Origin of the sequence: Maribellus sp. CM-23 (genome assembly GCF_021354595.1) — a bacterium.
Lineage (GTDB): Bacteria > Bacteroidota > Bacteroidia > Bacteroidales > Prolixibacteraceae > Draconibacterium.
This window is the reverse complement of the sequence record NZ_JADWYJ010000001.1, coordinates 111,357-128,635: the sequence shown is the minus strand read 5'-3', so window position 1 is coordinate 128,635 and position 17,279 is coordinate 111,357. Positions and strand designations below refer to the sequence as shown.

The window sequence follows — 17,279 nt, the reverse complement described above, 5'->3', positions numbered from 1 at the left end:
CGGCAGAACCAGTTTTTATCTACAGAATAATCACCCCATCAATCTTATCCACTTTTTCTACGATTTCGATGATCTGATCGGCATTTTGCATTTCGGCAACGCAGGTTATTGAAACGTGTTTCAGGTCGGAAGTATGTTTGAACGCCAGTTCGCCATGAGCCGGCAACAATGCTTTGATCTGTTCCACCTTGCCGTTAATGTTGGGAGTTATAAACTTAAACATGTATTTAAGCGGCCAGGTTTCTGTTTCCATTAGCCTGTATCGTAGTGTTTTAAATTTATCTGTTTTCATGAAAAACTCTTTCTGCCAAAACTAACAGAAAAAACGTTGCATTTGTTTGGGGCGGGCTGGTTTGATGCCATTAAAAATGGAATCCGGACAATCTTTATCACAATTATTTCCTTGGATGAATCAATTCTTTGAGGTGTTCTGTTTAGGGATCAGTACAATAGGTGTTGCAAATGGCTTGTCAGGCTGAAAAGGAAGATAATTAATGTTTCTTCTGCGGTGAAGATTAGTTAGTGAAATGCGCAAAAAGTTATTATTTTCGGGCTGATCGAACCGAAGCAAACTTGAACAAGGGCAGTCAAAATACCGAGAAAAACCTGATTTACGGACTTAACAGAGGGGATCATGATTCTTTCAGGGCCTTGTTCGATTTGTACAGCAAACCCCTGTTTCAGTTTTCGTTAAACTACTTAAAGTCGAAAGATGCTGCTGAGGATGTTGTGCAAGAGGTGTTTGCGAAAGTTTGGAGCAAAAAGACGGAAATAAAGTCCGACACTTCCTTTAAATCGTACCTGTTTACAATTGCGTTAAATGCCATACGCAAACAATTCAATAAACTTTCAAAATTAAACGAAGCCACGCACGAGATTCTGTTCTCTTTATCAAGCAATAAACCCGCTTTTGATGATAAAGACGATTACCAGGCCTTGCTAAATAAACTTGAAGAGCTCATAGATCTTATGCCGGAAAAGCGTAAACAGGTTTTTGTGATGAAGAAATTACAGGAAAAGTCGCTGAACGAAATTGCCAGTGAACTCGACATTTCTTCCAAAACGGTGGAGTACCATATCACCGAGGCCATGAAATTTTTGAAGTCGGAGTTTGAGAAACTTAAAGCGGGAGGCTTGATTTTTTTTCATCTTTTTGTCAAAAAAAATAAAGCTTTTAATTGAGCCTTTTATTTAATTTCTTTCCTTTTATACTTGTTTTATAATCAGTGATTTTGTATTGGTTTTTGCTGGTACTGGTCAGGGGCGAGGTTTAAGCCTGGTAGGTTAAAATCTGTTTTTTCTGAAATTTTATTCTTTTTCAACTAGGGATATTCTACTTCCCGGGATATATAATGTACAAGTAAGGTAAGTTTAATTGAATAGTTAGCTTTAGTTAGATTAAGAGGGAGGAGAATAAGTTTGCTCCTCCTCTTTGGAGAGAAATGAAGATGAAGATAGATATAGATACACTTTTAAATTTTTCAAGAGGAAAATACTCTTACAACGATTACAAAAAAATCAGGGAGTGGTTTGAAGATATTCGCCTCAGGGAAGACATGGCAGTGCATTTGTCCGCTCAGTGGGATGAAATTACTGATCAGCACAAAGGAGCGGACGACTCATTAAATCATATTTTCGAGAAAATCCAATACAACATTTTGCTGGAAGAAAAGAAACAGAAGAAAAAAATAAGCCTTTGGCACTTTTACCGCCAGGTGGCTGCAATTCTGCTTATTCCGCTTTTGGCATTTTCTGCGTGGTATTACTCTGTAAACAGCCGGGATAGAGCAACGGAGCCATTGACTGAAGCGGTGGCACAAGCTTGGGTAAGCATAAATGCCCCCGAAGGTGCGCGTGTTGAGTTTATGCTTCCTGATAGTTCGAAGGGTTGGTTGAACAGTGGATCGAAACTGAGATACCCTAGTAAGTTTGGTGGGCAGCGAAAAGTAGAACTGACGGGTGAAGCGTGGTTCGATGTAAAACACCAGAATAATTCTGAATTTGTTGTGAGTGTTCCTGATATGGATATAAAAGTGCTGGGAACACAGTTTAATGTTTCTGCCTATACCAACGATGTTTTTACGGATGTATCCCTGGAAGAAGGGAAAATAGAGATTAACGGGAAAGGAGCCGTATTTAACCAGGTACTGGCTCCCAACGAGAAAATACTATTTAACCGCAACTCCCGCACTGTTTCCTTGTCGGAGGTAGATGCTTCCCGCTATTCGGCATGGAAAGACGGTTACCTGGTGATTGACAATGAGCCCCTGGGACAGGTTGTTAGCCGCCTGGAAAGATGGTACAATGTGGACATTGAAATACAGGATGAAGTTTTGAAGAGTTACAGGTTTAAAGCCACTTTTAAAGACGAGCTCCTAGAGGAGGTATTAAAATTAATGGCAAAAACGACGCCTATAAGATATACAATTGAGCAGCGTACAGCAGATGCTGGCGGTGTGTTTAAACAGAAAAAAGTAACGATGAGACTAAAAAACTAAAACTGCAAACAGGAAAGTGGTTCCAGCACTTTCCTGTATTAGTTGCAGAGCGAGAATCAATAAAGCTTTTATTCACTCTAACATGGTAAAACTATGAAAAAAAAACGAGACCGAATGGCCTCGATGAGTTTCCTCTTTAAAGAAACTCAGGCTATTAAAAAACTACTACTTATGACTAAACTTACAGTCCTGTTTGTCTTCCTTGGCTTTGCTCAGGTATTGGCTGTGGAATCGTATGCACAAATGACACGCTTGTCAATGAAAGTAAACGATCAGTCGATAGAAGAAGTGCTGGAAGAAATTGAAGATGCTTCTGAATTTTTCTTTTTGTACAACAAAGACTTAATCGATGTTGATCAGAAAGTGAGTGTTGATGCCCGAAATGAGACCATAAAAGCAATTCTTGATGGTATTTTTGAGGGAAAAGACATTGCTTATACAGTGCACGACAGGCAAATTGTTCTGTCCAACGTTCAGGTAATTAACGAAATGATGGCACAACAAAGGTCGGTTTCCGGAAAGGTTGCTGATTCGGATGGTTTGCCATTGCCCGGAGTAACGGTTGTTGTAAAAGGAACCTCAAATGGTACCGTAACCAATGCCGATGGAGAATATGCATTAAACAATATACCTGCCGACGCGGTACTTCAATTCTCTTTTGTAGGAATGAGAGCACAGGAGATTGAAGTAGGAAGCCAAACTGCGATTAATGTGGTGATGCAGTTGGATGCTATCGGATTGGAGGAAGTTGTTGCCATAGGTTATGGTACACAGAAAAAAGTAAACGTAACAGGTTCGGTTGATGTTGTAGCCGGAGAAAAGCTTGCAAACCGTCCTGCTTCCAACGTTTCTCTTTTGTTACAGGGAGCTTCGCCTAACTTAAATATTTCGCTTAGCAATATGGGAGGCGAGCCAGGTGCCAGTCAGAAATGGCAAATTCGTGGTGTCGGTTCCATTTCAGGGAATTCCTCTCCTTTGATTTTGGTAGATGGCGTGGAGATGGATATCAACCTGCTGGATCCTGAATCAGTTGAGAGTATTTCGATTTTGAAAGACGCATCGGCATCAGCTATTTACGGTTCCAGGGCTGCTTTTGGGGTGGTTTTGGTTACTACTAAAAAAGGAAAGAAGAATCAACCCGTACAAGTACAGTACAGCAATAACTTATCTTTTGCAGTACCCATCTATACTCCAAGTATGCTTGATTCTTACACCTATGCTATTGCCTTTAACCAGGCACGCGCCAATGCAGGATTGAGCCCTACATTTCCGGATGAGCAGGTAGAAAGAATTAAAGGATACATAGAGGGGACTTATCCTTATCCTTATGACCCGGAGAACCCGCCAACCAGTCACTGGCGTGGACGTTGGCAGGGAAATGCCAACAACAACTGGACGCAGATGTACTACAAAGATTATGCTTTCCAGCAAAAGCACAATGTGAACTTAAGTGGTAGCAGTGAAAAGACGCAGTATTATTTTACAGCTGGTTTTTTTGATCAGCCAGGGCTTTACACTTGGGGGGCTGACAGCTACAAACGATACAATATTCTGGCTAATTTATCTTCTCAGGTAACCGACTGGCTTCGTTTTGATTTTGGTACAAAATACGCCCGGACAAACGAGGATCATCCTATCGGGATGGTTGGACTGCCCAGAACTTATACCTGGTCGCAGTTTATAAACTTTTTCCCTACAATGCCAATGTATAACATTGATGGAACCATAAATAACCCGTTGGTATCGTTGCTTCAGGAAGGTGGACGCATTCTAAACGAGCGAAATGATTTATGGGTGAACTTGGGAACCGAAATAGAACCGGTAAAAGGTTGGAAAACCAACATCCGTTATAATTATAATTACCAGTCAGGTTCTGAAATTCAGAATCCTAAGCCGGTAACTACTTATGTGCCAAACGGGACCACTGGAAATATAGGAGAGTCTACTACCGGTTCAATTTCGCAGTTATTCCAGGAAAAATACACACTTTTCAGTGCTTATACTTCTTACGAGAAAAACATTAATAAGCACTATTTTAAAGGATTGGTTGGATATGAATGGGATGAAAATCAATACAGAAGTCTTTATGGTTCTAAAATGGATTTGATAACTCCCGAGGTGGTGGCAATCCGGGCAGCTCTTGGAACTACCAAAGTTGACGATCGCATCAGTCATTGGACTACACAGGGTATTTTTGGCCGTTTGAATTATAATTACGATGAGAAATATTTAGTTGAGTTCAGTGCACGCTACGATGGATCTTCGAGGTTCGCCCGAGGATCCAGATGGGGATTTTTCCCTTCTTTCTCGGCCGGGTATAACATTGCCAGGGAAAATTTCTGGGCACCGATCGAACCTTATGTAAACAATTTGAAACTCAGGGTTTCGTATGGGTCTCTTGGAAACCAGAATGTGGCAAACTACCTGTATTTGGCAACCATCCCGGTAGCTTTAAATTATAACCCGGGGAATTATTCAAATCCAGGCTACATTATTGGTGACGAGATACCGTTGTATGCTTCTACTCCTAAAATTATCAGCAACGATTTAACCTGGGAAACCATAACAACCTTAGATGTGGGTTTTGATGCTGATTTCCTGAATAACCGTTTGAGCTTGGTGTTTGACTGGTACGAGCGCATAACATCAGATATGATTGGCCCATCAAAACAACTTCCTTCAGTGTTGGGAACCAGCACTCCTGCCAGCAATAATGCTAAGCTTTCAACAAAAGGGATCGAACTTTCTATCGGTTGGAGAGACCGGGTATCTTCCGATTTCTCATACGATGTTAAAGTTGGATTGGGAGACTACAAAACCACCGTTTTGGAATATTTAAATGAAACAGGGAACATATACAGCTGGTATCCGGGGAGAGTGCATGGCGATGTGTGGGGCCTGACCACCGATGGACTTATCCAAACAGCAGGTGAAGAAATGTGGGATCAATCGTATTACTATGCGCAATGGGGGCCTGGCGACATTAAGTACAAAGATTTGAACGACGATAAGAAAATTACTCCGGGGACACAGACGCTGGACGATCATGGTGATCTCTCAGTAATCGCCAATACTACTCCAAGGTACAGCTACAATATCTCAGTTGGTGCCAATTGGAAAAATTTCGATTTTAAAATGTTTTGGCAAGGTATCGGGAAAAGGGATTTCGTACCTGGTAATTCCGAGTATTTCTGGGGACTTATCGGAACCCCTAATCGTTCAACAATATTGGAAGACGGTGTAATGCTTGATTACTGGAGGCCGGCTGATGAAACAAACTTTCTGGGCCCAAATACTGATGCCTACCTTCCTAAACCGTATTTCTCCGGAGAAGGAAATAAGAATCTTATGCCTCAATCCCGGTACGTATTGAACGCTGCCTATCTAAGATTAAAAAACCTGCAGATTGGTTATACTGTTCCCCGGAAAGTATCAGAGAAAGTATTTATCGAAAATGCACGGGTTTATATTTCCGGAGAAAACCTGCTGACTTTCTCTTCGTTGCCTAAACTTTTTGAACCGGAAACAACGGTTGCTTCAAATCCGGCAGACGGTGGAGTTGATTTGGGAGAAATATACCCTATTACACAAATGTTCTCGGTGGGGGTTAATCTTACATTCTAATCATTAGCTAAAAAATAGACGTTATGAATAATTTAAAGATATTATTAATCTTAATCGGCTTAAGTACATTGGTTGTAGGCTGTAAAGATGAAGACTTTCTTGACCGGTATCCGTTGGACCAGGTAACCGATGCTGTATTCTTCACCCAGTCAAGCGACATGGAAATTTATCTCAACCAATTTTACAACAGAAATAATTTTCCAATGATATCCTGGAGTTTGGGTGATTTTGATTCGGATCTGCAATACGACCATAGTTCCATCAACAAAAGACTGGAAGGAACATTGACGATCAATTCAGGTCCTGCTTTGGCTTATGGAAATATTAGAGCCGTTAACTACTTTTTTGATAATTATAAAAAATGCGAAGAAGACTTTAATAACTATAAACAATACGTTGGTGAAGCTCATTTCTTTCGCGCATTCTTCTATTACAAGTTATTATTGGATTTTGGAGATGTTCAATGGGTTGGAAAAGTGCTTACAACCGATTCTCCTGAACTTTTCGGGGGCCGTGATCCTAGGAATGTTGTAGCCGATAAAATCATTGCCGACCTCGATTCAGCTGCAATGTATTTGTCGCCCGAAAAAACGAATGGCTATTCGCGCATTAACAAGTGGATTGCTCTTCTGTTTCAATCAAGAGTGGCTTTGTACGAAGGAACGTGGGAAAAGTACCACGCAGGAAGTAGCTATGGAGTAAGTAACGAACAGTCGGCTAAATACCTGACCAAAGCAGTAGAAGCTGCCAGTGCAGTAATGAATTCAGAGTTGTATGATATCTATTCAACCGGACAGCCAAGCTCTGACTACGTGGATTTATTTGGCGCAATGGACTATTCAACCAACCCGGAGGTAATGTTCTGGACAAAAATGGACCTTGATCTGGGAATCTATGCCCACCGGAAATTTAGCTACCTGACCTATCCCAATGGAGCCGGTGTTACAAAAGCTTTGGTTGACGCCTATCTGTGTACGGATGGTTTGCCTATTTCGGTTAGTCCTCTCTATGAAGGTTCCAATACCATTGCAGATGAAGCTAAGAACCGGGACCCAAGGTTCTATCAAACCATTTTTACTCCGGGTACTCCCTGGTTAATTCAGAATGGAGATACGGCGCTTTGGGATGATGCGTATTCCAAATTTTTTGCGGATAATGCCTACACGGCTCCTACTGGATACCAGCGACGAAAAGATTACAATCCGAACTTTGAGTTTCATCACTTAAATTACGAAGAGTCACCTTCCATCCAGTTCAGGTATGCGGAAGTATTGCTTAACTATGCTGAAGCAAAGGCAGAATTAGGAAACATGACCCAGGAAGACATTGACATTTCAATAAAAAAACTTAGAGACCGGGTTAGTATGCCTAACCTTGTTCTAAACAATATCCCTGTTGATGCTAATCCTGAATTTCCTGGCTTGTCGCCTTTGATCAATGAAATTAGGCGTGAACGCAAAATTGAACTTGCTTTTGAACGGTTTCGTTTCGACGACATTGCACGCTGGGCGGCGGCCGATGAGTTAATCGTTGGCAAACGACCCATGGGAGCAAAGGCTGCGCAGTTCGCTAATAACCCACCTTACCCGGTTGATGATATGGGATTTATCGATCCGCTAAAGACTGCTCTTCCCAATGGCTGGGGCTTTAAGGTGAATCGCGACTATTTGTACCCGATAAAAGAAACAGAACTTGTTTTAAATCCGAACCTGGGGCAAAACCCCGGGTGGGATAACTAAACGGTTATTTATACCTTGGTAGTTAAGAATTTCAATAGCCTGTTGTTACGAATCGTTTCAATGGGTTATTGAAATTCCATAAAATATTTTAGCACGCAAAATGTGCAGAAAAGGACCCCCTGCAACTAAACTTTTAGCAAAATAGTTTTATGAGATTTTTTGAAAATAGAAATTTAGCCCGGGGATGGGGAAAATTCTGCAGCACAGTAGCGGTGTTAATCGGTTTACTGATGGCAGCAGGATGTTCAGTAAAGGATAGCGCAAAGGATAGTGCCAAGCTAAAATTTTCCTTTCAATTAAATAATAAAGAGGGATTCATCCCTTCCAATCAGATAGCCATTTGGCTGCAAAATTCGGAGGGAAATTACCTCGAAACTTTTTTTGTGTGTGATTACCTCTCATACGGTGGTTACACAATTCCCGATGTATGCCCCAATTGGGTCAGTAAGTCTGACTGGCAAAAACAATCGGGCGAAGTGGTTGACGCCGTTTCGCAGGCAACACCTGATGTTGGCGAAGTAGTACTGAAATTTGACTTCCCGGGAGATGAGTTAGCTCCCGGAAAGTACAAATATTGTATTGAAGTGCATGTGGCCGAAAATTACAATGAACTGTATGCCGGCGACATTGAGATTGAAGAGAACGGAGAACCGGGTATTAGTGATGTAGCAGTGACCTACTATCCCGGGAAGTATGAGAAAGGAAGTGGACTCTTGTCGAATGTGAAAGTGCAATTTGAAAAGTAACCTGTAAATAGCATACGTTATGAAAAAAATATCCCGTCGTAAGTTTATAGAACATTCTGTTCTCGGTACAGCCGCTGTGTCAGCCAGTGGATTTTGGGCATCCTGTTCGGGATCGGGAACCAGTAATAGGGTACCTCGCAGGGTTTTGGGTAAAACCGGGCTCGAGGTTTCGATTCTGTCTTTTGGAGGCGGCTCGCAGTTTTGCAAAAACCGTGAAGGCGAATGGGAAAAAATAGTGGAAGAAGCGATTCAAAATGGAGTAAATCTTTTTGATACAGCTCCCAGTTACAGTATCTACAAAGGGGACCAGGCTTTGGGAAGCGACGAACGTTTCGGGCTTGCTCTTCCTCCTTACCGCGATAAAGTAGCAATTGCCACAAAGCTGGAAACCCGAAAACCGGATGAAGTTCGGAAAGAAATTGAGGGAAGCCTGGCACGGCTGAACACCGATTATATCGATATTTTGCTGATACACGCCATTACAGATTCCGATTCGGTGTCGGAAATTGAAAGCGGGGTATATAAGGAGATGCAGAAATTGAAAAAAGAAGGAGTGATTCGCTTTATCGGTTTCTCCAGTATGGACAGTGCTCAACGCTCCAAAGATTTACTTGATAACCTGGATATGGATGTCGCCCTTTTGGCTATGAATGCCACACGATACGGCGATTTTGCAGAGCTGGCATTACCCGCGGCAATCAAACAAAATACCGGTGTAATTTCAATGAAAGTGATGCGAAACATTGTTGGCAAAGATGCCACACCCCGCGAGTTGCTTGAATATGCCTGGGGCCAGGATGGCGTTAGCAGCACATTAATTGCGCATTACGGAATAGAACCGCTGAGGGAAAATATTCAACTGGCAAAAGAATACCCCGGAAAGTTTATGGCAAGTGTCGACCGGCGCGAGTTGGAATACAGAATGGCTAAATATGCGGGGCCGCACGCCTTGTGCTGGGCTCAGCCGGGATATACTGACGGAGAGTACATCGCCTGATTAACGCATGAAACGACCATGACATAACTTTGCCACATACGCCTATAACTATCTGTTAGCTGACGGACATGGGACTTCTATGTTATTCCATTGAGAACTAGTAAATTTAATCAGACAAAAAAAAGTATGAAAAATAGAAACGTAGCATTTATTTTGATCTTGTTGCTGTCGGGCATTCTGTCTTCCGGAATTGTGCAGGCAAAAGAAAATGTAAAAATAGCCGTGATAGGGAGTATCCCTCCTCATTTTCCGGGAACCAATAATCCTCAGGAAATAGTGGATAAAGTGATTAAGTTTTGGGAAAAAGAGTTCCAAAAAGTTTTGCTACAAAAGCCTGACTTGATCGTTTTGCCCGAAGCCTGTGATCGTCCGAGGGGATTGTCGCCCGCCGAACAACTTGAATATTTCAGGCAACGGAAAAACCAGGTGCTTGATTTCTTTGCATCGGTGGCCAAAAGTAATCAGTGCTATATTGCCTTTAATTCAAAACACGAGGTTGGGGATAAAGAATTTTTAAACTCAAGTTTTATGTTGAATCGCCAAGGCGAAACCATTGGTGTTTATCACAAAAATTACCCGACAATAGGAGAGATGGAACTAGGCATTAAAGCAGGCGACGAAGTTCCTGTTTTTGAGTGCGACTTTGGAACTGTGGCGTGCGCCGTTTGCTTCGATCTCAATTTTGATGAGTTGCGCCAAAAGTTTGTGGCAGCAAAGCCCGATGTTATCCTTTTCTCGTCCATGTATCACGGCGGACTGGTACAAAGTTACTGGGCTTATTCTTGCCAGTCGTATTTTGTGGGCGCGATGGGATTTGTTCAGCTTCCTTCCGAAATTCGAAATCCTTTAGGACAGGTTGTTGCGTCAAGTACCAATTATTTCAATTACACCGTGGGAACAGTTAACCTCGACTACGAACTGGTTCATCTCGATTACAACTGGGAAAAGCTAGTGGATTTAAAGGAGAAGTATGGTGATGCAGTAATCATTAATGATCCCGGGCAAATTGGGGCAGTATTGGTGACGAGTGAGCATGACGAAGTTAGTGTGGCGCAAATGTTGGCTGAGTTTGAAATTGAAACGCTCGACGAATACTTTGATCGCTCCCGTGATTTTCGCGAGGAACCGGGCAACAAACATTGATATTATTTGCCGCCAAACGGTGAACAGAAATAAACCAAAAGAAGGCTGTAAAAACGTATAAAAAGATGAGACAAAACTATTCAAACCTGCAATTGACCACACTTGTGGTATTGCGATTTTTGGTTGGCTGGCATATTCTGTACGAAGGGATCGCCAAGTTGCTAAACCCGCAGTGGACTTCTGCCGGTTTTCTGAAGGAGTCAAAGTGGATACTTTCCGGATTTGCCGATTGGGTTATGTCAAACAGCGGCATTTTAGCTACGGTTGATTTTTTGAATACCTGGGGGCTAATCGCCATCGGTCTGGGCTTATTGCTCGGAATCTTTTCCCGGGTAGCTGCAATTTCCGGCGCGGTACTGGTATTTGTTTACTATTTAAATGCCCCGCCGCTTACCGGTTTGGAATACTCCCTGCCTACCGATGGGAATAATCTTATTGTTAACAAAACACTTATTGAAGCAGGTGCATTGTGTGTGCTCGCATTGTTCCCCACGAGCAAAATATTCGGGCTCGATGCATGGCTGTTAAAACGAAAATAAGAGAAAGGAGGAGCGAAATGACAGACAGAATGAAAGCTGAAAATCCAAAGGGAAGCGATAACAGATCAAACGAAGGAATACAACGCAGAACCATGTTAAAGGCACTGGCTGGCCTGCCGGTTGTCGGTTTTATGGGATTCGAGATATTTAAAAAGAATAACTATGCCATTGAAAAAAGGAATTCGGTTTTAAAAGAGCTAGGGCTTGATTCCATCGAATTTCCGGAAAGTAATTATGGCAAAAGTAAGCCTTCGGGGGAGCTGATCCGCATCGGGTTTATTGGATTTGGAACACGGGCCACACAGTTGTCCAAAGCCCTGGGATTTATGCACCCAATGGAAGTAAAAAAAGGTCAACAAAACAACACGCTGACTGACTGGATGGGACAGGAATACCTGAACGTAGCCATAACCGGGATTTGCGACGTGTTTGACCTGCATGCTCAAAAGGGAATGGCCACAGCGGGGAATGAGATTCGTCCCGGCGGGCAGGATGCGCCCAAATTACCCGTAAAAAGGTATGCCTCGTACCAGGAAATGTTGGCGGATAAAGATATCGACGCTGTGATTATTGCCACGCCCGACCATCATCATGCGCGCATAGCCACTGAAGCAGCCCGCGCCGGTAAGCACATTTATTGCGAGAAAAGCCCGGCACTGAACGAAGAAGAGCTAAACGAACTTTATACGGCCGTAAAAAACAGCCAGGTTGTATACCAGCTGGGCCATCAGATTACACAGAGTATTGTGTTTCAGCAAGCCAAAGAGATTATCAAAAAGAATATTCTGGGCAAAATTACGCTGATAGAAACCACCTCGAACCGGAATACCTCCAACGGAGCCTGGATCCGGCATTTGGATCCGAACGGAAATCCGAAACCGGGAAACGAGGACACCATCGATTGGAAACAGTGGCTGGGAAATGCTCCGGATGCACCTTTCAGTGTCGACCGATATTACAACTGGACCAAGTGGTTTGATTACGACACCGGAATGATCGGACAACTGTTTACCCACGAGTTCGATGCAGTAAATCAGCTGTTGCATATCGGTATTCCTCAGTCGGTTACTTCCTCTGGTGGCATTTATTATTGGAAAGATAACCGTGAAATGCCCGACTCGCTGCACTGTGTATTTGAATATCCGAACCGCGACTTAACCCTGCTTTACAGCGGTAATCTCGCCTCCAGTCGGGGCCGCGGACGGGTGTTTATGGGACACGATGCTTCGATGGAACTGGGCAACAATGCCATTATTATGGCTGATCAAAATTCAACCCGCTATGCTGAAGGAATCCGATCGGGGGCAATAGATCCCGGGGCGCCAATGATTTCCTTTAATCCGGGTGCCGGGCAAATTGATGCCGTAAGCTCTGCTTCCGAAAAATATTATGCATCGAGGGGACTTACGACCACCTCCATCAACGGACGGAATGTGGATGTTACACACCTTCACTTGCGCGAATGGCTGGAATGTATCCGAAACGGAGGAACTCCCAGTGCCAATATCGAAATGGCATTTCAGGAGGGAATTGCCTGTATTATGGCGCATCGCTCTTACCTCGAAAAGCGCACAATGAGCTGGGACAGCGAGAACAAGAAAATTGTATAAATGAAGGATCGATCTTCAAAATGAATAAAATATTCTAACTGCTAATCAGAGGAATAGCGATGTGGCGTCTGAAACAATTGCTATTCACTGATTTTAAACCTTATAAACTATGGATGAAAATACAAAAAAGACTACGCGTCGGGCCTTTTTGTCTCAGACCAGCATGGTGGCAGCGGGCCTTACTCTTGGCGCACAATCGGTAAGTGCGAAAAGTTATTCCCGGATACTGGGATCGAACGATAAAATCAGGGTTGGTTTTATCGGGGTTGGAAACCGGGGCACACAGGTAATGCATGAGTTTATGAACGAAGCCGATTGCGAAGTGGCAGCCCTGTGCGATGTTTACGAACCGTACATAACCCGCGACCGTTCGCAGGTAGACCCGAGGTACATCGAAACCCGTCCGCGCCAGATTCCGCAAATGGGCGAAAACTTTGGCAAATATGTGGGGCGTTATGCCGACTACCGTAAATTGCTGGAAGATAAAACCATTGACGCTGTTTATATCGGTACGCCGGATCACTGGCATGCCCTGCAAACCATCAATTCGATACAGGCAGGGAAAGATGTGCTGGTAGAAAAACCACTCACCAAAAGCATTCACGAAGGCAGGGCGATCATAAAAGCCTGGGAGAAAAGTAACCAGGTGGCCGGGGTTTGTTTAAACCGCCGTGGCTCGGGCACCTATCAACGGCTGGCCCAGGAAATCCCCGCAGGAAAAATCGGAAAGGTAACCTTTGCTTTAAGCAGTCATGTTTCAAACATGGCTCCCAACGGCATCGGGAAAATGAAACCCGAAAAACCCCCAAAGGATTTTGACTGGGACATGTGGCTGGGACCCAAACCTTACAGGCCTTACCAGTACAATATCGCACCCTATATGTTCCGCTGGTGGGAAGAATACGACAACCAGGTTTTAAACAACGGAGTACATTCGCTTGACCTGATTAGGTGGTTGTTAAATGAAAAAGCACCGGTTTCGGTCACTACGCTGGGAGGTAAGTATGTAGTAGACGACGACCGCACGATTCCGGATACCATGCAAACGATTTTCGAGTTCCCGTCCGGGGCGATTGTCTCGTTTACGCAGCTCGAAGGCAGTTCAGGCAGCCTGGTTCGCCAGGGATTCCTGGAAATGCGCGGAACCAAAGGAACACTCTACGCCGAGGGAAACAACGGGTACAAAATTGTTTCCGCATCAAGCGGTCAGTTTCAGACCTGGGACAAGCTGATGGCAGACGAAAGCTACGAGTTGGAAAGCGCCGGCAACGGAAAACTGTCGGATGGCACCTACGCCAACCCGGGCGCCAATATTGTTCGCAACTTCCTGGATTGTGTAAAATCGCGCGAAATGCCTATGGTCTCGCTCGAAGAGGGACACCTTTCCACGAACATGGCCCATTTGGCAACCATTTCTTTGCATGTGCAGCAAACCCTTAAATGGGATGCCGAAAAGGAAATGATCACCAACTGCGACGAAGCCAACAAGCTGTTGTCGTACGAATATCGGAAACCCTGGCAATTATAAACAGCTCCATGGAGACTGTCCAAAAGTGAAACATAAAAACGGAACGCTGATGACAGTGATTTTGACAAATAATCACGGATAAAAACAGCGAAAATCAGTCGAATCTGAGTTATCCGCGTTCCGGTCATTTCAAATGGTAAGTTTTGTTATTCTCTCTTTTTAGTTTTCTCGGACAGCTTCATTTTTTTAAGAAACGTGCGGCAGCACTAAAATTTCCGCAATGGAACGACGTAGATTTTTAAAGGACTCCGGCATGCTCTATCTTTTGGGTATGTGCAACATTTTGCCCGGAAGCTGCAGTTCACAGTCCCCCGGCAAAATATACATTGCAGATACTGCATCAGCGGTGGAAAAAGAACCGCTGCTTCAGCCCTTCGGTTTTAAGGGCGGCTATTTGTCGGAACTGTGGCAAACGGCAGCCCGGCTAACAGGTTCCGATAACGCCAAGGTGGTAGGCCTGGGGACACAAAGTGTGTTGTGGTCCGATCAGAAGGTCTTTTTGAACCACCCCGAAACGGAAGGCAATTCAATGATGTATGCCATCACCCAAAGAGCTTTGGAAATGCTCAAAGGACAGTATTATACCAACCCCGTGGAATTGCTGGAGAGCATCATGGATGAGCTGCTTGCTTACGGCAAAAAAGTGACAGGCAATCCCCAGCTTCGGAAAACATTTGTACTAAATGCCCTTGTGGCTGTTGACAATGCCCTTTGGCTGCTGTATGCAAAAGAAAACGGGATTACCGGTTTCGACCAGATGATCCCCGCCGAATACCGGTCAACCTTTTCAGAAAAACACCAAAAAATTGCAGCCATTCCGCTGATTTCGTATGGAACAACGCCCGAACAGTTAAAACAGGCGGTTGATGAGGGCAACTTTTTTATGAAGATAAAAATCGGGCAGCCGGGTTCACAGGAGGAGATGCTGCAAAAAGATACCGAACGCCTGAGTGCCCTTCATGGAATGCTAAAAGATGTCCGAACACCGCACACCCAGTCGGGCAAACTCCCTTACTATTTTGACGCAAACGGACGGTACGAGACCAAAGAAACCTTTCTCCGGTTTCTAGATCATGCCCAAAAAATAGGAGCATTTGAGCAGATTGCAATTATCGAAGAGCCTTTTCCGGAAGAACATGAAACGGATGTAAGCGACATTCCGGTGCGTCTTGCCGCCGATGAAAGTGCCCGTACCGATGTGGATACGGAGAAACGGATTCAAATGGGATACCGGGCGGTGGCGCTCAAACCCATTGCCAAAACACTGAGCATGACCATGAAAATTGCCAAAGCCGCTACCTACAGGGGTGTTCCGTGTTTTTGTGCCGATTTAACCGTGAACCCCGTTCTGGTGGAATGGAACAGGAACATTGCCGCCCGGCTGAAACCATTCCCGGGGCTTCAGAACCTGGGCTTGCTTGAGAGCAACGGACATCAGAATTACCGGAACTGGGAGAAAATGATGGGCTACCTGCCTGACCGTAACAAGCCCTGGGTAAAGGTCAGTAACGGGCTGTTCACCGCCGGGCAGGAGTTTTTTGAAAACGGAGGCGGCATTTTTCAGCCATCAGAACATTACAATGAATTATTCGCAAACTAATTTTCAATTGAAGAGGTAAGAATGAATTTTCTAAAAAAAATAAAAGAGTTTTTCAGATCACTGGGACCCGGTTTTATAGTTGCTTCTGCCGCCCTGGGCCCGGGAAGTATTACGGTGGCCTCCCGAATAGGCTCGGAACACGGGTATGCGTTTTTGTGGGTCATTGTGCCGGCCGGAATTTCAATGGTGGCTTATGCTTCGATGGCACTTCGCTTTGGAGTCTCCAACAAGGACTCTATTTTACAGTCCATCGCTTCGAATTACGGTCGATGGTTTGCCGGGGTAATCGGGATTTCCGCTTTTCTGTCGGCTTGCAGTTTCCAGTTTGGGAACAACCTGGGAATTGGAATTGCCATGGAAGGAATAAGCGGAGTGGATGAACGGGTATGGCCTTTTGTTTTTACACCGCTGGGAATGCTCCTGGTTTTCTGGGCTAAAAATCTGTACAAAATACTGGAAAAGCTAATGGTTGGGATGGTTATGATCATGATCCTGGCTTTCTTTTTTAATCTCGTGCTGGCTGAACCTGATCCGGTGCAACTGGCCTCCGGGTTTATTCCGCATTCCTTTGCCCTTGAAAATCTGGATATAATAGCTGCTTTGGTGGGAACCACGTTTGTTTTGCACGGGTCGATCTACCAGGCATATTTTGCGCAGGACAAAGGCTGGAAAATTTCAAGCCTTAAAAAAGGATTGACGGATACCTACATGGGAATTTTCGTACTGGCGGCTGTCTCCATCCTTTTAATAACCACCTCGGCTGCCATTCTTCATCCGCAGGGAATAACGGTTCGCTCGGCTGCAGATATGGCCATGCAATTGGAATCCTTGTTCGGCAGCTCGGCTAAAATCGTTTTCAGTATCGGGCTTTCTGCGGCTGCTTTTTCATCGCTGATGGTGAATGCAGTGATGGGAGGAGGCCTTCTTTCCGATGGTTTGGGGCTGGGACGTTCGATGAATGAAAAAATGCCCAAGATCTTTACTTCTGTGATACTACTGATCGGAATGCTGGTGGCTGTGTTTTTTAAAGGCGATGCGGTTTATGCGCTCATTCTAGCCTCGGCATCTTCTATTTTAGCCGTTCCTTTAATTGCCGCCGGTATTGTTTTGATCATGAACAATGCTAAAGTAATGGGCAAGTTAAAGAACAATTTATGGCAGAATGTATTAGCCATTCTGGGATTCATCCTGATCAGCATCATGGTTTATTTTATGTACAATAAGATCGTCATTTATATTCAATCACTGTAACTGA

General features: G+C 44.1%; 13 protein-coding genes. 12 read left to right on the top strand and 1 reads right to left on the bottom strand.

Annotated features, from left to right (window positions below):
- Positions 1–19: 19 nt before the first annotated feature.
- The gene (locus tag INQ51_RS00535; RefSeq protein ID WP_233375942.1) at positions 20–292 is read right to left on the bottom strand and encodes a DUF493 family protein; all 273 of its coding nucleotides are present in this window, start codon (positions 290–292) and stop codon (positions 20–22) included.
- A gap of 281 nt (positions 293–573) precedes the next feature.
- Here INQ51_RS00535 and INQ51_RS00530 point away from each other — a divergent pair, with 281 nt between their 5' ends.
- The 12 genes from INQ51_RS00530 (at position 574) to INQ51_RS00475 (ending at position 17,275) form a co-directional block, all read left to right on the top strand.
- Positions 574–1,182, top strand: coding sequence for an RNA polymerase sigma factor (locus INQ51_RS00530; RefSeq protein WP_233375941.1), 609 nt, complete (start codon positions 574–576; stop codon positions 1,180–1,182).
- Between the two features lie 266 nt (positions 1,183–1,448).
- Positions 1,449–2,498: a FecR family protein gene (locus tag INQ51_RS00525; RefSeq protein WP_233375940.1), complete on the top strand. Its 1,050-nt coding sequence runs from the start codon at positions 1,449–1,451 to the stop codon at positions 2,496–2,498.
- 171 nt (positions 2,499–2,669) lie between these two features.
- The gene (locus INQ51_RS00520) at positions 2,670–6,122 is read left to right on the top strand and encodes a TonB-dependent receptor (RefSeq protein ID WP_233375939.1); all 3,453 of its coding nucleotides are present in this window, start codon (positions 2,670–2,672) and stop codon (positions 6,120–6,122) included.
- Positions 6,123–6,145: 23 nt separating this feature from the next.
- A complete protein-coding gene (locus INQ51_RS00515) occupies positions 6,146–7,861 on the top strand; it encodes a RagB/SusD family nutrient uptake outer membrane protein (RefSeq protein ID WP_233375938.1) in 1,716 nt (571 codons plus the stop codon).
- A 230-nt stretch (positions 7,862–8,091) separates the two neighbouring features.
- Entirely contained in the window at positions 8,092–8,607 is a 516-nt protein-coding gene (locus INQ51_RS00510; RefSeq protein ID WP_233375937.1) for a DUF2271 domain-containing protein, read from the top strand.
- 19 nt (positions 8,608–8,626) lie between these two features.
- The gene (locus INQ51_RS00505; protein ID WP_233375936.1) at positions 8,627–9,604 is read left to right on the top strand and encodes an aldo/keto reductase; all 978 of its coding nucleotides are present in this window, start codon (positions 8,627–8,629) and stop codon (positions 9,602–9,604) included.
- 126 nt (positions 9,605–9,730) lie between these two features.
- Positions 9,731–10,747, top strand: a complete 1,017-nt coding sequence (locus INQ51_RS00500) for a carbon-nitrogen hydrolase family protein (protein ID WP_233375935.1) — start codon at positions 9,731–9,733, stop codon at positions 10,745–10,747.
- Between the two features lie 65 nt (positions 10,748–10,812).
- The gene (locus tag INQ51_RS00495; protein ID WP_233375934.1) at positions 10,813–11,286 is read left to right on the top strand and encodes a DoxX family membrane protein; all 474 of its coding nucleotides are present in this window, start codon (positions 10,813–10,815) and stop codon (positions 11,284–11,286) included.
- A gap of 17 nt (positions 11,287–11,303) precedes the next feature.
- Positions 11,304–12,896, top strand: coding sequence for a Gfo/Idh/MocA family protein (locus INQ51_RS00490; RefSeq protein ID WP_233375933.1), 1,593 nt, complete (start codon positions 11,304–11,306; stop codon positions 12,894–12,896).
- A 109-nt stretch (positions 12,897–13,005) separates the two neighbouring features.
- The gene (locus INQ51_RS00485; RefSeq protein ID WP_233375932.1) at positions 13,006–14,424 is read left to right on the top strand and encodes a Gfo/Idh/MocA family protein; all 1,419 of its coding nucleotides are present in this window, start codon (positions 13,006–13,008) and stop codon (positions 14,422–14,424) included.
- A 220-nt stretch (positions 14,425–14,644) separates the two neighbouring features.
- Positions 14,645–16,024 carry a mandelate racemase/muconate lactonizing enzyme family protein gene (locus INQ51_RS00480; protein ID WP_233375931.1) on the top strand — a complete coding sequence of 460 codons (1,380 nt, stop codon included), beginning with the start codon at positions 14,645–14,647 and terminating at the stop codon, positions 16,022–16,024.
- A 21-nt stretch (positions 16,025–16,045) separates the two neighbouring features.
- Positions 16,046–17,275, top strand: coding sequence for an Nramp family divalent metal transporter (locus tag INQ51_RS00475; protein WP_233375930.1), 1,230 nt, complete (start codon positions 16,046–16,048; stop codon positions 17,273–17,275).
- Positions 17,276–17,279 lie beyond the last annotated feature (4 nt).

Bases quoted from the DNA above. Each gene is read 5' to 3' on its own strand.
- INQ51_RS00535 (WP_233375942.1), bottom strand. From the start codon at position 292: ATGAAAACAGATAAATTTAAAACACTACGATACAGGCTAATGGAAACA.
- INQ51_RS00525 (WP_233375940.1), top strand. From the start codon at position 1,449: ATGAAGATAGATATAGATACACTTTTAAATTTTTCAAGAGGAAAATAC.
- INQ51_RS00510 (WP_233375937.1), top strand. From the start codon at position 8,092: ATGGCAGCAGGATGTTCAGTAAAGGATAGCGCAAAGGATAGTGCCAAG.
- INQ51_RS00485 (WP_233375932.1), top strand. From the start codon at position 13,006: ATGGATGAAAATACAAAAAAGACTACGCGTCGGGCCTTTTTGTCTCAG.
- INQ51_RS00490 (WP_233375933.1), top strand. From the start codon at position 11,304: ATGACAGACAGAATGAAAGCTGAAAATCCAAAGGGAAGCGATAACAGA.
- INQ51_RS00480 (WP_233375931.1), top strand. From the start codon at position 14,645: ATGGAACGACGTAGATTTTTAAAGGACTCCGGCATGCTCTATCTTTTG.
- INQ51_RS00475 (WP_233375930.1), top strand. From the start codon at position 16,046: ATGAATTTTCTAAAAAAAATAAAAGAGTTTTTCAGATCACTGGGACCC.
- INQ51_RS00500 (WP_233375935.1), top strand. From the start codon at position 9,731: ATGAAAAATAGAAACGTAGCATTTATTTTGATCTTGTTGCTGTCGGGC.
- INQ51_RS00495 (WP_233375934.1), top strand. From the start codon at position 10,813: ATGAGACAAAACTATTCAAACCTGCAATTGACCACACTTGTGGTATTG.
- INQ51_RS00505 (WP_233375936.1), top strand. From the start codon at position 8,627: ATGAAAAAAATATCCCGTCGTAAGTTTATAGAACATTCTGTTCTCGGT.
- INQ51_RS00515 (WP_233375938.1), top strand. From the start codon at position 6,146: ATGAATAATTTAAAGATATTATTAATCTTAATCGGCTTAAGTACATTG.
- INQ51_RS00520 (WP_233375939.1), top strand. From the start codon at position 2,670: ATGACTAAACTTACAGTCCTGTTTGTCTTCCTTGGCTTTGCTCAGGTA.